Raw genomic sequence first — 14,419 nt, forward strand, 5'->3', positions numbered from 1 at the left:
CCCTCATGCCACAATCAGCTCGCGCACACCGGCAACGACGCCGGACACCGCCGCTCAGCAGCACCATGAAAGATCGAGGCTAGCAGTGACCACTTCCACCCCCTGAACATGTTCACTGAACGCGTTCAGTATACATGCGATGGCGGCACAGTCGAGGCGCGCCGGTCGTGCACTTCTCAAGAAGTTGGGATGGCACCGGTGGGGGCTTCTCGTTCTGCCCGTCTCTGGGCGATCCTTCGCTGGGTTTCATAGTGCGCATCGGACTCAGTGGAGAACAGCCACGTACCGAGACCGAGTGCTGGCCCGATGATCACGAAGACCAAGGCGAAGACTGCCATGGCGACAACAGCACTGCCACGAGCGAACAGCCACCAAAGGCCACGTCCAACAGGCGCAAGCAGGTCCTGCATCCATAGCTTCCGGGCAACCGCGTAGACGACGAGCAAGGCCACCGAACAGAATGCCATGATCGCCCCGAGAGCCAAGCTCGTGGAGCGCAACCAGTCAATGCCCCACTGCAATGAACCCAGTTGCACAGCGATCACCAGGAGAATCCAGGTCGTGCTCGCTGCTCGTGCACCGAACAGGCCCGCAGCCTGAGAATCGACATAAGACTCGTTCCGTCGTGCGTTGAAGAACGGCATCACGAGCATGAGAAGCACGGCAACACCTGCCATCTGCACAAGGGCGTGACTTGACTGAGCATCCGGCTGAGCAAGGAACGAAGGGAGGTCGGATTCGAGCCAGGCCCCGACCCTCGGTACCCCAACCGCATTGAACAGGTCAGCGAGAACCTCACTGGGGCGCTGCTCGCGAACGTACGCGGCGATCGTCAAGATGCCAGCGACGCATCCGACATGTTGGTAGATCAGATCACTGTTGGTCTTCCAGTCCTTGATGAGCCCGGGTAGGGCTTTGACTGCTTCGATCACGTCTTCTCCTCTCTGAGCTGCCTTCAGTCTGGCGGCCACCTCTGACATTTCCCGCGTGCAGCCGAGCGCACCTCCCTCGTAGGCAATCCGCCGCTGCGTAGAGAGGACTGTTGGGATGGCGACGTTTGTTGATCCGGTGGCTGATGCTGCTGAGGCCTATGAGGGGTTGCGTGGGTTGGCGCACGCGACTCGCGCGTTTGATGATCCGGCTGACACGTACCGGGTGTTGGGTGAGGTGTCGGGGTCGGTGCGGCTGTTGCGGCAGGTCCTGTGTCCCGCGTCATGCTTTCTGGCAGACCGGTTATGAGGGCATGATCGGCGTCTGAGAGCAGGAGGACCTGACCATGGGACGACCACCGGTGTTCAGTCCGGAGACCAAGACCAGGATCGTGCTGAGCGTGCTGGCCGGCGAGGTCACCGTCGCTGAAGCGGCTCGGAAGGAGAAGGTCTCCGAGCAGTCGATCGGCCGATGGAAGACCGAGTTCCTTGAAGCAGGCAAGACCGCGCTGGCTGCCGGGAAGTCCGGCCCGTCGACCCGCGAGGCCCAACTTGAGGCCCAGGTCGAAGACCTCACCCTTGCGCTCGGCGAAGCAGCGGTGGAACTGCGTGTCTGGAAGAAGAGCGCGGAGGGCCGGCTGGGCCCTTCGAAGACCTCGAGGTAATCCGGAAAGAGGCGGGAATGTCGACCTCGAGGTTCTGCGACCTGCTCGACATTCCCGAACGTACTTGGCGACGGTGGCAAGCCAAAGCCCGGGCAGGCAAAGCAGTCAAAGGTCCTTGGCCGGCCCCATCACGCGACCAGCACCGGGAAGCTGTGGTGGCCATGGCTGGCAAGCATCCCGCCTGGGGCCATCGCAAGATCTGGGCCATGGTCCGTCACGAGGGGCACCGGCTTTCGCCGTCGACGGTGTTGCGGATCATGGCCGACGAAGGCCTCCTGCTCCATGCTGACTACCAGAAACAGCGCCGGGAATTGGCCAAGCAGCGCAAGGCCGCGTTCGCCGCGCCACCGACGGGTCCGAACCAGGTCTGGCAGTTCGACTTCAGTGAGTACGAGACCACTGGCGGCGGGACCTGGCGAGTCGCCGGCGTCGCCGACTACTACTCGAAATATGAGTTCGGCTGGCACTGGTCACCCACCGCGAACCAGCACGACGCGATCGCCGGCGTCGAACTCGCCCTCGCGGAGGCCGAGGCCATGCTCGACGGCACCAAGCTCATCGATCACCTGACCGACCCCGACACGGGTGAGATCGTCCCCATCACGCTGGTCACCGACAACGGCGGCCCCTTCCGGTCGTTCCGCTTCGAGCACTTCATCACCGCCCATCCCGAGCTGCGTCATGTCCGGACTCGCGTCAGGACGCCGGGTCAGAACGGGGTCCGCGAACGGGCCTTCCAGAGCCTGAAGTATGAGCGGCTCTACCGCGAACAGATCGACGATGCCCTCGACCTGGTCCGCGAGGCCGATGCCTACCGGGCCGAGTTCAACACCATCCGCCCCCACGAGGCGCTGGCCTGGAACCGGCCGTCACAGGTCCACCGCGGGCTGGCGGACCCGACCGTCCCCAACTTTCCCGAGCCCGAAATCCTGCCAACTACTTGACGCGGGACAGAACCCTCGCGTGGACTGGGTGAACGCGTTGGCGCGGTAGTTCGCGCCGTTGTCCGTGACCAGACGGCTGATCCGCGTGATCCCGTGCGCGGCGAAGAACGCTCGTGCCCGGTGGAAGAACCCGATCGTCGTGACCGCCCGCTCGTCGTCGAGAGACTCGGTGTAGGACAGGCGGGAGAAGCCGTCTTTCATGGTGTGGAGGTAGGTGTAGCCGACCTTCCGGCTGTGCGTCCGCTTGGAGGCGAGGGCCTGCTCGCTGCCACGACCATGGACCCTCCAGCCGCCGCCGTCGGGGATCTTCCCGACTTTCTTCACGTCCATGTGGACCATGTGCCCGGGATGCCGGGCGTGGATCCTGCGTGGCCTGCGAAGATCCTCGCCGTCCGGGGTGATGTCGCGCCGGCGGTTCAGGCCCAGGCGGTCCAGCCACCTCGTGACCGTGCGGACGCTGCAGCGGACCTGGTGGACGTCGGCGAGTCCGCGGGCGATGCGGCGCGCGGACCACTTGTGCTCACGCCGCCACGCCTCGATCTTCTCGACCACCCAGGCAGCGAGGCGGGTGGGTCTGTTTGCCGGTGCGCTGGAACGGTCCTCGAGCGCTCCCGGACCGTCGTGCCGGTAGCGGTTCACCCGCTTCGACAAGGTCGCGCGGGAGATGTGGAACTCGGCTGCGACATGCGCGATCGGTCGACCGCGCTCGAGGACTTCCTCGACCGCGCGGCGTCTTCCGAGCGGAGCGTTAGCGTGGGTCATGGAACGGGTCTCCTGCCGCGAGATGGATGCTTAGACACCACCCATCGTGCAGGCCAGGGACCCGTTCCTCCATCCCCACTCAGGTGACTACAACGTCATGACCCGCAACACCTAAGGGTGCATCAGTCCCCGAGGGCTCGGTCAGCAGTACCCCGCCGCGCTTCCGGCAGCTCGAGCCCGTGCGACATCGACATGCAGATCGTCAAAGTGGCTGACGACTAAAAGCGCACCAGCTACGATCAGTTCCATGGGCAGAGTGGCCTGCAACACGCGGCCGCCGCTCCCCAGATGCGCTTGCACCAACGGAGGAGGCACGCTTGCTACCCGATCGAACGTTGCTGAACGCTCATAGCATGCAGAAGGAACCAACCACCGCAGTGCCGATGCTGTCCAAACGCGCTGAGCAGGCTTACTCCGAACCAGTCACGGTTGGAACATATGAATCTATCCGAGCCACCTGGGTGGAAAACTACCAAAAAGCGCACGTAGTACTACCGTATGGCGAATTAGATACCTACCAACGTATGGCAGATGGATTGCGCGACTGCCAGACTATTGAAGACTGGGGTGGCGGCCTAGGCAAGCTGCGAACATATCTCACACATCATCAACAGTATCTTCTCGTCGATGGTTGTCCGAGCGATTTTGTAGACGTGGTTCAGAGCATGGAGGAGCGACACAGTCAGGTAGACGGAGTGGCACTACGGCACGTACTCGAACACAACCACAACTGGGAGACAATATTCCGCAACGCTCTGGCCTCGGCTCGGATGATCGTTAGCTTATGCGTCTTTACGCCATTTACAAGAAAGGCCACAGTTAACCTTGCCCTCCAGTACGGCACTGCCGCTCCAGAGCTCGCCCTGCCGTTACCGACACTTCTGACTCTTGCGGAAACCCAGAAAGCCAGACTCGCTTCCCTTCAAGTATACGCAGCGGGTGGACTGCGACCGTATCCTGAAACAGTCCTAACATTCCGGAAGATTTGACGATGCCAGAGAATCCCCACGCCGAGCCTTCCGTGCTGTTCGTTGTACCATCGCACAACGAAGGCGCGAACATATCAAGAACCGTTCAAACGCTCACCTCAATCGCACGCAGTAGGCAGAAGACTACGATCGCCGTGGTGGACGATTTTTCGAGCGACGGAAGCCTAGATAAGCTAGAGCAATCCGGTCTATTAAAGTTATTTCGCACCTCGACGCAGCTAGGTGTCTCATCTGCCCGAAACATTGGAGCGTCAATGGCCGACGCCGATGTGCTCATTTTCTGCGATGCTCACATCGAAACTGACCGAGAGACCGTCGACACACTCGCTGAGGCCGCCTTTAGGAACCGCTCCAGCATAGTCAGTCCAGGAATCGGTGACGTAGCCAATCCAGAAATAATACGATACGGGTGTACCTGGAAGCCCGGACCTCAACTCACTAGAAGCTGGTACCGATATGGGCGAAGGCGCCACTCTGGCGCGATCAAGGAATTAGAAGTCCCCTTTGCGCCCGGCGGGTTCATGTGTATCAACAGAGAACTCTTCGAACAGGCGGGCGGATTCGACGAATCGTACCGAAACCATGGCGAAGAGGACATCGATTTCTCACTAAAGGTACGTCGCCTAGGCGGACTATGCATTGCACTCGATGGCACCCACGTCGATCACCTGTTTAGACCAACCCTCACATTTAGCCACAACCGGACCGATGCCATCTATAATAAGCTCCTACTTGCATATAAAAACCTTGATGATCAGGCCCTCTATAATCTAGTCGAATCGGCAAGGGGAGACGCGGGCGTTGCACGCGAACTACATAACCTAGAACGATCAGCACTTTCCGACGAGCGGGCAGAACAGACCCAGGCCAACATTGAGCTGACTGAAACTCTAAGAAAACAATTCCAAGTTCCGACTACATTGCCCGACCAGCCACCGAGTCCAGGCCCAACGACTTACTAGAATGGGAACCATGAAGCCAGCAGCCGACGACGATCAACTACGAGCTAGGCTCCGGCTAGAACTCGTCGAGTCTCTAATCAGCTCCGGAGATATTATCAGTGACTCTGTTGCGAGCGCCTTCCGCGAGGTCGACCGACATCAGTTTACCCGGGTAAACGACGTTTCAGAATCGTATGCCAATCGAAGTGTTGCAACCTTACGGAATGAATCCGGAGAAGCACTTACGACAGTGTCTGCACCATGGCTACAAGCACGAATGCTTGAATCGACGAACCTTTCCGCCGGCATGCGCGTACTCGAAATTGGATCCGGAGGGTACAATGCTAGTCTAATCTCGCGCATTGTTGGCACTACCGGAACGGTGCATAGCGTCGACATCGATACAACAATCATCGGCTACGCAGCCGAAGCTCTTAGCGCGTCGAACTCCGGGAACACTACTAGCAACATTGAACTGCACGTAGCGGATGCCTGGGATGAGACGCTTGATTTCGACACTGATTTCGACGCAATCATCGTCACAGTAGATTCATGGACAATCCCATCCATTGCATGGCGCCGGCTGCGAATCGGCGGACGCATAGTAGTCCCATTAAGACCGTTCGGCTTGCCTCTAACAATCTCGTTCCGCCGCCAGAGCGAAACTGTACTGGAGTCTACTGGCGCAATCTGGTCTGGCTTCGTGTCAGGTCGAGGTCTCGGCAGCAGACCTAACTCAGGCATCCTCATGTCTACTACCGACGGGGATATCCTCTTCGATGCGGAGGGCGAGCCCACCGATGCACATTGGCTAGTCAGCACATTGCAAGCCAAGCCTCGCATCTGTAGAACAGACGCCACCTTCCCGGCTGGATACTCGCTTAGCAGGTTCATGGTGTGGATGCTTGCCGGCGGCCACAATGTGGGCACTCTCCGCACGCACGACGGTAAACGTACCAAAGCTTTTCCGTGGATCTCTCCGCATGGTACACCTGCTTGGCTGACAAGTAACGGAATAATTACTCTAGCCTTGCATGAGAGTAACAGCACAAACGCCTTCGACCTGTTTATATACGCGTACGGCCAGAACGCTGAAGACGACGTGGCCCGCATGAGGCAACGTGCGAATCAATGGGCTGACTCGGACCTGTTGGGCTCGCCGTCATTCCAGATTGAACATCAAGCCCAAGCCGCATCTGCGTCGACGGGCCCTACCATCGCTAGAGGCAAAGACAGAATACTTCTGTCGTGGACCCCCCCGACAGATGGTCGAAACTCCTGAGGAGGTGACAACGATGACTACGGTACAGACAGCAGATCTTTCGAGCGCCGAAGCCGAACTTCGCGAGCTCGGTCTCGAGATCAGTGTTGTGGAGTTCTGGCCGGATGCGGCCGTTCCGACTGGACCAACTACCGAAGACGGTTGCGGAGCAACTAGCCAGTCGGCCTGCACGGGTTGCTAACACGGCCTGGCACCGGTGGGGGCTGACCCTAGTGGTCAGTCCTCACCGGTTGAACCCAGCAACCCTTAATCTGCACTAAGACTCCCAGGAACCGAGACACATGAACGAACCGAGCACTGTTATAGCGCGGATCAGTCGTCAGCTAGATGGACCCGCTTACAAACTGCTTCGCAGCAAATCCGAGTTGGAGTCTTTTGAGGCCCTTGAAGCTCTTCGTTCAAGTGCCAGTTCTATGTCGTATCTTGAGTCGGTTTCTGCTAGCTTAGCGCGCGCCGTTGCCCAAAGGTATCCTGCGGAAACTAGTCAATCTCGACTGATTCTCGCTGTCGACCGATCCCTTCGGCGATTGATGTCGCGGGCCACGCCGTACAAGCTCGCTGCCGAGATGACTGTGGATGTAGGCGCGGCAAATACAGCGAGTTTTGTGCCAGGAACGTCGTATCTCAGTTCACCACGCAAGGGCCCTCTAATTGGGACGATGTCACGTATCGATCTCGATACGACCACACTGGTTTGGAATGGTACAGTGCAGAACGACGGCGCGCAGTGGAATCTAATGCTCAGCCGGCAAGCGCATGGCGATCCGACACCAAGCGTTCGCCAAGTCTCAATCGCCGACTCTCCCATAATAAATGCAGTTCGGTCGGCTTGTACCGTTCCGTCTCCGGCCTCGACCGTGCTAGCCGCACTGGAAGCGAACACTAATCGATCCGCGGCTGAACTAGGTCGTATTCTTCAATACTTGATTGAGCTTCGATTCGTTACTGCAAGCGAGCACCTCGAACAAGCTCACATCACCGATCTGCAGCAGCATAGAACATCTCAGCCCTCCTCAGCGCGACTCCTACACTCCACAAACAAGCAAGCAACACAGGTCCACATGGTCGCCAGCGAGAGAGCGGTCCTCATCGGCTCAACGCAATTGCAAATCCCAAACTACATCGTAAAAGAAGTTCAGAGAACAAGCGAGGCTATCCACGACCTCCGACACCTTCTGTCTTCTCGCAAGTCTATTCCGCCGGAGCTTCTTTGGCTTCAAGAGAATTTTGCTCCGGGCTCGCTTGTCGCCCTAGAAGACGTTGTTTCAGAGCTTAGACGCTCGCCGTTCCGTGAATCTCTACCGTACACGGTTCGGTCGAATGAGGTTCAAGAAGCATTTGCAGCCTCCCTTGACGCGCTAGCAACACGGGGCAACAACTCAGTTCGCCTCGAAGATCTAGTTGAAAAACTGTCTGAAGGAAGGCGAGAGTCGGCGGATATTAAAAAACTCCCGTCGCAAGTTGCACGATTTCGGGTGGACGCAAAAGATCTCAACTCCCTGGCTGATGGGCGCGCAACGGTCAGGATGCTCGGTGGTAGCCTTGTGCCCGGAGCAACCGTAGGCCGCTTCCTAAAGCACCTAAACTACGAGAAGCTGGAATCGTTGCGAACCCGAATCGCGAACACGCTGAGCAGCTCAGAGGCTCTACTACGCGTTCAGGTGCTCTATTCTACCGTTGATGATCGGTGGAATGATGTTCTTTGTTCAACCCCTATAGGCATCGGGGCCCACATGAATCTGGGGGTTCCGACTGCTCGACACGCCCCGCCCAGAGACTCGAGGGCTATCCCTATAGAGGATGTTATGGTTTACATTGGAAGCAAAGACATCCAATTCTTTCACAAAAAAGACGGCAAGCGACTTCTTTTTTATGCCTTCGACATGCTGATAAAAGAGGGTCGCGCGCCGCTCTTGGTTCAGTTCCTGGTCAAACACTCGTTGCCAGCTGGAGGAACCCCAACTCAGCTACCCATACCGGTGAGCTCTTTTGGCAAAGTTGTTCCGAGCGTAGTCTCGGGTCGAACTGTGGTCACTCCCGCCCAAACTGCAATTCGACGGGCCGATATTGAATACCGTGATCGAGCCTCACTGCTCAGTTCCATCGCGAAGAGCATCGACACTTTAGGAAACGGGGGGCGTGTGGCAATTCGAACCGGTGTGGATCAACGGCTAGTGTACGAAACTGCGTCTTGGGCGCTCAAAGCGCAGCTAGAAGCACACTTGGCGCGCAAGCAAGAGTTCGTACTCGAAGAATGCCATCCCCTAAACGCCGACGGTTGGTCGAATAATCAAAGCGTTGAGATCGAGCAGCTCATTACTCTCCCATACGACAACAGCTTTACTGCTACTAATCTGCCGAAGGGCAAGAGGCGTATGAGCTACCCAGGCTTCGCGGGCGTCCGACCGAGCACAGAAAGCGGGGACGACGCTAGGTTCTCGGAGTATCGATCCCTGAAGCTACATATTCCGCGCTCTTTGACCCGACACGCCCTCAATGCCTTATACGCCCGGCGGCTCATACACTTCCACTTCTCTGCTTCAACAGAAGGGACCATAGTTGCTCTCCAGGCCGAGATCGACTCCAAGCTTGTGTCAACTGAGTTAACAAACGCGGGCGTTAACTTGCCCGAGAGGAGTGTCCGAGCGGTTGGCGAAATCGCACTGCCGCGCGTAGCGGATAGTCAAACACTGTCACGGTATGTCGAGTTCTCAGTGGGTTCCGTTGCAGCTCGTTGTTGGGGCGAGTCACTCGATCGCCGATACCTCAATGGCTTTAGCCTATTGCGCCGCTTTATCGGTTCAAATCTCTCCGCTCTCGAGCTTAAGCGCCCAGAGAATGACCCAGAAGTATCGAAACGGGAGGCAAAGGCCGCGCGAGGCGCAGTTCAAGACGCGCTCCGACTAATTCGAGCGAGTGAACACAGTATTGACCTAAACGACACGAGCTTTACCCAGATACCTCCAGGCGTTTGGGGGCAAGCGCTTTTGTATCTTGTCAATACCGCACTATTTGAAACCGAGCTTGAGCGCACTTACTTCCTCAAGCTGATCTGGACACTCATTCTGCAACAAGATGAGGACAATCGTGGGCGTTAATCGAGAGTTCCGCTTCGACCGTAGCCGCGTCCGCGAGTTCCTTCTCGGCCCAGTGACACATCGGGAGAACGGTCCGGGCGTGCCGGACCTTGGACGAGCTCGATTAGGAGCCCTACTGTGCGTTGCAACTGGCGTTAAGGCAGGGGTCATCTCTTACGATGAGTTCTCACACGAGTTCGCGAACGCTGGAATTACATTGCCGATAGCGGGCACCCGGCCGTCAGCCTATGTCGGAATTCCGGCTATTGCGTTCGTCTTAGGAGCTACGGGCAATCCGACAGCCCTGAAGAGTGCTCAGAGGCTTTTTACTACGAGCGGTGACTTTGAAATAGAGGCCCGTCTCGCGGAGCTGGAAGCGCCATCTTCCTCGCTTGCAACTTTTCGTTCGTACGATCTTATTTCGGGAGCCGCCGGCCTGATTCTTGTCCGGGAGTCGCTCTTCGCGACACCACAGAGCGAGCTCCGCCGCCGGTATGCTCTTGCACTACTGCGCAGATCGAAGGCCGAAGCCAAAAATGGCGAGTCCGGCCTTACGGTGAGATCAGCACCTCACGTTGAGTTTCCGAGGGGCGTTGATGGTTCACACCTGAATCTTGGCCAAGCCCACGGAATTGTTGGGATATTAAATTTCATACTTTCCGTTGATGACGCGTCCCGTGACGACACCCTTGTGCAGGAGCTAGTAGGTGTACTGACTCGAAAACTTCTCAGCTTTGTTACTGAGAGCCATCAAGGCAGCTGGACCGCACCGCGGTATGAGTTGTTGCATTCAGGAAGGATTGGACTCCCAATTCCTTCGATGAACATGGGTTGGTGCTATGGCAAACTAAGCCTAGTCAACGCATTAGCGAGTGCTGGCTTGGTGATGGAGGATGAATATTGCATTGGGCGTGCGCGGACACTCCTTGCGGAGCTTCTAAGCGAGCTCACGGATCGAGATCCCCTTGGTTCACTCTGCTTATGCCACGGCCTTGCTGCAAAGTGGTACTTGCTTGAAAATGTATCTTGCAATCTAGGATCATCGTGCGACGATCGCGTTCTGCACGAACGAGACAAAGTTAGATCCGAGCTTCTGTTCGAAGCGGAGAACACCCTTGCGAGGGCAGCTGAGCTTGGCGAAAGTTTGACGGAAGGGTTCCTGGATGGCGACTCGGGTATGCTTTTGGCGGCTGCGCTTGCGATGCATCCAAGTCTTTTCGAGAACGCGGAGTGGCGTACTCTTATGTGTACCCCGGTGTCTAATAAGCTGCGGAGCGAGTAACAATGAAGTATTCCCGGGATGAGCACTGGGAGTTTCTTAACGCGGTATACCGACATGGCGAGTCCAGGTTACTAGTGGAACTTCCGGAATCGATAATAGATGCGACCATCGCGTGCATCGATAGTGCGCTCGATGCCAGTAGCAATCGCCGCTGGTTACAGTTTGCCGTTAGAACCCCGGCAGAGCGAAGCGAGGTCGACCGGGCGCTGGCCGCAACGGCCCGCCTGATGAGTGACGCACGTATTGATGCGTGGTGGTTCATGCGTAAGGCGCCGGGATTGCGAGTTCGTTGGCGTGGCGACCAGCGGTTTAGGCCGGATCTAGAAGCCAAACGTTCCTCCGATATCGACTCAAACACGTTGTCCGTACTGTCGGCGGGCGTCTTCGAGCCAGAGCTGCTTCGTTTTGGCGGGCCGAGTGGTGCACAAGTTGTCGAGAGTGCGTTCTCTGCGAGTTCTCAACTCTGGGCAGATGTGTGCGGCAAAGGTGGCTCTGATTATAGTCGCGTAGTTCTTTGCGTTGCACTTTTTTCGTCATTGTTTCGCGGTGCCGGCTTGGATAGAGGAGAGAGCGCTGACGTTTGGCTGCGCGTTCTAAAACAGCGAGAACCGTACCCGGGTGTACCTGAAGCGTGTATAGCGCCCCAAACTATTAATCGTCTGCGTTGGCGAGTAGATGACATGCAACAATCGTCTATTGCAGCCGCTTCAAGCGCCTTCGGCTCGGCCGGCGCCTCCTTAGCATCATTTGACACTAGAGGCGACCTTCTCTTTGGCATTCGGGAAGTTCTCTCCTGGGTCGTCATGTTTGCAATGAATCAAGCCGGGATATCAGTCCCGACGCAAGCGGGATTGGCCAGGGCGGCAATCGAGGCGCTTATTGGGGAGGCGCCGGTCGACTTGTGACGAGGGGTGTTGGTAACCTGAGTATGAAAGGCTACATTAGGAGATGTGCATAGCCGTCCGTGTTACCCCTGGGGCAGTTATTGTCGAGCAGGGGGTTGTTCTTCCTGCAAATAGCTCCGAGGCAGGCTCATTCCGTCTTGTTCAAACGTCAGGTTCTGTGCGCATTGCGCTGACTCTTCTCCAGAGATCCGGGTGGACAGAATTAGGCGACTTTCTGTCCATCATTGATGAACGATACGACTCGAAGGACCTCAAGCTAGTGCGAGGGCTTTCCGGATGTGGAGTGCTCGAGATCCATGAGAGTGATTGCGCTCCGAATCGGCGATCTGCTCCGCATGCTAAGTCGTTCAGGGCACCGAGCGCTCGAAGCGGCGGCGCGCTCATGGATCAGCGCCCATTTATGTTTGCGAGCGCTCAGCAGGGCACAATTGCCAGCGCTGCGGAGTTGAAAGATCGCGTGTTTTCGGTTTGGGGACGATTCGTTGTGGTCCCGATACGGAATCTGCTCGAAGAGACCACGTTACGAACATTACGACCGCGCTCCGTTCTTGAGAAAGACGACACGAGATCCGGTCGGGATACTGCGCAGACGAGCGGCGAATGCCCATCCCGCTGCAGTGAGTACACTCACTTTGACAACGCCGCTCAAGCCCTCAATCCCCAGGAAACGGGAGCGGCATTTACGAATGCCGGTCGCATTGGTGAGGACTTGCCGGCTGATTCTCGGTTTCGCTCGGATACCGCCGCGAGCATAGCCCATCCTATCGGCATTCCTATCGCCAGAAGAGACAAGACTGAAGAGCCGTTTCGCTATAAATACAATTCCGATTTGAGCGGACTGGTCGTCGAGTACTGTGGGGCGATTTGGGACTTTCACGAGGAGCTCGTGTACTTCATCGGTGAAAATCGTAATGGGATCGCTCAAGTTCTAAAGCTCGATGATGTTGGTGTTGTAGTCCACAATCACTCTTTGAGCCTTATCTCTCTTCAGTCCATGGAGTTCATATTTGCGAGGGAGTCAACTGTCCGACGTGCCAGTGAGGGTTGGGCTCGCATTGCCCAGGCAGTCTCAGATTGTTGCTCTGCTGGAAACGCTTTGTCGGTGCCCGCAAGTAGCGTCTCGATTCGCTCGATGGTCGACCGTTGTCGCTCGGACTCCACATACGCCAGCTTTACGCGAGGCGGCCTGGAGCCTCTCGTGTTTTTGAAACCGAACCGCGTCAATGGCTGGTTGCTGCAGCAGCCTGAGTGGGCTGTGGGGGATATAGAGCGTACTGGCGCCGACGCTAGTGATGACCTCGGCCTTCTATACAGGGTTAATGGGGCGGACTGCCCGAACGCGCACCAAGATGACGAGTCGACCGTCTCCTCTGGACGGCTTCGCTTGCGCGCAGGCTCGTCTTCCATTGGGGTGACGGCTGGGAAGGTGCCGAGACTGTGGCACTCCGAGGGCGGGGGCAGCGTCGGGAGTAGCAAGGCTCTAGAGGCATCTGTCGAGCGTGGATTTTTGAGTCGTCAGTCTCTATCTATGCAGCGAATGCGATTTGCGCCGTCGGGCTGGGAAAGAAACTTCGGGTGGCATCAGCACTCCATCTATTGTAAGCCGGATGAGGTTGGAGCGCTTCTCCTCACGGTCGAATCGGCTATCGCGAATGTGGGAAGGGAACAGCGCCGCAGGTGCGAGGTGTTTTTTGTGCGCTATACAGATTCGCACGGCTTTCATGTTCGGCTTCGTTGGCGACTCGAGGACGGAGCGGAGTCTGCTACGTCTGTTGAGTCCGCAATACTATCGGAGTTGAAAGGCGTATGGAGCGTTCGCACAGGGGAGTTCGATCCGGAGATCGTGCGCTATGGTGGCCGCGGCCCATTTCTTTCCATTGAAAAAATCTTCTGCGCGGAGACGGAGCTGTTTATTGCCGACGTGGCTGCTGCGTCCGCGGGTAGTTCAGACTCGCCAGGAACTGTGCCGTTGTGTGAACTTTTTCGTTCTTCTACGCAAGCATTCGTGGATGCGTTTTGTGCGGTTTTTAGTGAGCCTGAAAGGTGGCGCGCATCCTGGCTTGAGGCATTGCACTCGAGAGCGTTGCGGATGCGCACCGATATGGATTTGTCGGCCACAACGGGTCACTTAAAGGTAATGAGGTTGTCGTCTAGCCGTATGCATGACGTTTCCGCGGCGTACGGGATGGCGGGTAATGCGGTTGGGAAGGCGGCGCGCGAGTGCACGTTGACGGCGCCTCCGATAGCTATTCTCGGGAGTTTATTACATATGGCATTCAATCGCTTTGTCGGTATCTCCCCGAAGGCTGAAAGCCTGGTTACCAGCTTTGCGTTTAGTCACGTGACCTAGAGCCCTAGTATCCCTGCGTGCTCCTCAATAGACGAATTCATCATTCTTTACGCCACACCGGGTCACGCAGGGAATTTCCGAGCTCGTCATAGAGCACCTCGAGCGGCCGCAATCGAGCCCCGGTGATCCACCGCTCCGACTCTCCCGTTGCACCTGCGACCTTCACCCGCCAGGGGGAGACCTCCCGCAGCACAGTTAACTTCACCAGCTGCGCCTCGAACCTGACTTGGACCTCTCTGGGGTATCGACGCGGGTTTTGGGTGTATCGGTGCTGGTGAGCGCTTCGCGCCTGC

The 14,419-nt window shown here is 57.3% G+C and carries 11 protein-coding genes and 1 pseudogene; 9 read left to right on the forward strand and 3 right to left on the reverse strand.

Going from position 1 to position 14,419, the window contains the following annotated elements:
* Positions 1 to 176 precede the first annotated feature (176 nt).
* Positions 177 to 932 carry a hypothetical protein gene (locus tag CJ197_RS14335; RefSeq protein WP_102237413.1) on the reverse strand — a complete coding sequence of 252 codons (756 nt, stop codon included), beginning with the start codon at positions 930 to 932 and terminating at the stop codon, positions 177 to 179.
* A gap of 344 nt (positions 933 to 1,276) precedes the next feature.
* Between CJ197_RS14335 and CJ197_RS14345 the strand changes: the two genes are divergently transcribed.
* Positions 1,277 to 1,594, forward strand: a complete 318-nt coding sequence (locus CJ197_RS14345) for a transposase (RefSeq protein WP_102237415.1) — start codon at positions 1,277 to 1,279, stop codon at positions 1,592 to 1,594.
* A 17-nt stretch (positions 1,595 to 1,611) separates the two neighbouring features.
* Entirely contained in the window at positions 1,612 to 2,538 is a 927-nt protein-coding gene (locus CJ197_RS14350; protein WP_102237416.1) for an integrase core domain-containing protein, read from the forward strand.
* 3 nt (positions 2,539 to 2,541) lie between these two features.
* Here the strand turns inward: CJ197_RS14350 and CJ197_RS14355 are convergent.
* A pseudogene (locus CJ197_RS14355) lies at positions 2,542 to 3,300 on the reverse strand (helix-turn-helix domain-containing protein); the annotation flags it as partial.
* Positions 3,301 to 3,653: 353 nt separating this feature from the next.
* Here CJ197_RS14355 and CJ197_RS14985 point away from each other — a divergent pair.
* The 7 genes from CJ197_RS14985 (at position 3,654) to CJ197_RS15975 (ending at position 14,126) form a co-directional block, all read left to right on the forward strand.
* Positions 3,654 to 4,289 (forward strand): hypothetical protein, encoded by a 636-nt coding sequence (locus CJ197_RS14985; RefSeq protein ID WP_146007792.1) that lies wholly within the window; start codon positions 3,654 to 3,656, stop codon positions 4,287 to 4,289.
* A gap of 2 nt (positions 4,290 to 4,291) precedes the next feature.
* Positions 4,292 to 5,251, forward strand: a complete 960-nt coding sequence (locus CJ197_RS15960; protein ID WP_102237417.1) for a glycosyltransferase family 2 protein — start codon at positions 4,292 to 4,294, stop codon at positions 5,249 to 5,251.
* Between the two features lie 10 nt (positions 5,252 to 5,261).
* Entirely contained in the window at positions 5,262 to 6,512 is a 1,251-nt protein-coding gene (locus CJ197_RS15965; protein ID WP_158239522.1) for a hypothetical protein, read from the forward strand.
* Between the two features lie 659 nt (positions 6,513 to 7,171).
* On the forward strand, positions 7,172 to 9,610 hold the full coding sequence (locus CJ197_RS14370) for a lantibiotic dehydratase (protein WP_158239523.1): 2,439 nt from the start codon (positions 7,172 to 7,174) through the stop codon (positions 9,608 to 9,610).
* Positions 9,588 to 10,871: a lanthionine synthetase LanC family protein gene (locus CJ197_RS15970; protein ID WP_102237419.1), complete on the forward strand. Its 1,284-nt coding sequence runs from the start codon at positions 9,588 to 9,590 to the stop codon at positions 10,869 to 10,871. Before CJ197_RS14370 ends, CJ197_RS15970 begins: the two co-directional genes overlap by 23 nt.
* 2 nt (positions 10,872 to 10,873) lie before the next feature.
* Positions 10,874 to 11,776: a thiopeptide-type bacteriocin biosynthesis protein gene (locus CJ197_RS14380; protein WP_102237420.1), complete on the forward strand. Its 903-nt coding sequence runs from the start codon at positions 10,874 to 10,876 to the stop codon at positions 11,774 to 11,776.
* A 1,537-nt stretch (positions 11,777 to 13,313) separates the two neighbouring features.
* The gene (locus tag CJ197_RS15975) at positions 13,314 to 14,126 is read left to right on the forward strand and encodes a thiopeptide-type bacteriocin biosynthesis protein (protein ID WP_369801559.1); all 813 of its coding nucleotides are present in this window, start codon (positions 13,314 to 13,316) and stop codon (positions 14,124 to 14,126) included.
* A gap of 40 nt (positions 14,127 to 14,166) precedes the next feature.
* Here CJ197_RS15975 and CJ197_RS15690 read toward each other — a convergent pair.
* On the reverse strand, positions 14,167 to 14,419 hold a 253-nt coding region (locus CJ197_RS15690; RefSeq protein ID WP_233191009.1), incomplete at its 5' end, for a hypothetical protein.

It is taken from the genome of Brachybacterium sp. UMB0905 (assembly GCF_002871795.1).
Lineage (GTDB): Bacteria > Actinomycetota > Actinomycetes > Actinomycetales > Dermabacteraceae > Brachybacterium.

Bases quoted from the DNA above. Each gene is read 5' to 3' on its own strand.
- CJ197_RS14345 (WP_102237415.1), top strand. From the start codon at position 1,277: ATGGGACGACCACCGGTGTTCAGTCCGGAGACCAAGACCAGGATCGTG.
- CJ197_RS14350 (WP_102237416.1), top strand. From the start codon at position 1,612: ATGTCGACCTCGAGGTTCTGCGACCTGCTCGACATTCCCGAACGTACT.
- CJ197_RS14985 (WP_146007792.1), top strand. From the start codon at position 3,654: ATGCAGAAGGAACCAACCACCGCAGTGCCGATGCTGTCCAAACGCGCT.
- CJ197_RS15960 (WP_102237417.1), top strand. From the start codon at position 4,292: ATGCCAGAGAATCCCCACGCCGAGCCTTCCGTGCTGTTCGTTGTACCA.
- CJ197_RS15965 (WP_158239522.1), top strand. From the start codon at position 5,262: ATGAAGCCAGCAGCCGACGACGATCAACTACGAGCTAGGCTCCGGCTA.
- CJ197_RS14370 (WP_158239523.1), top strand. From the start codon at position 7,172: ATGTCACGTATCGATCTCGATACGACCACACTGGTTTGGAATGGTACA.
- CJ197_RS15970 (WP_102237419.1), top strand. From the start codon at position 9,588: ATGAGGACAATCGTGGGCGTTAATCGAGAGTTCCGCTTCGACCGTAGC.
- CJ197_RS14380 (WP_102237420.1), top strand. From the start codon at position 10,874: ATGAAGTATTCCCGGGATGAGCACTGGGAGTTTCTTAACGCGGTATAC.
- CJ197_RS15975 (WP_369801559.1), top strand. From the start codon at position 13,314: ATGCGATTTGCGCCGTCGGGCTGGGAAAGAAACTTCGGGTGGCATCAG.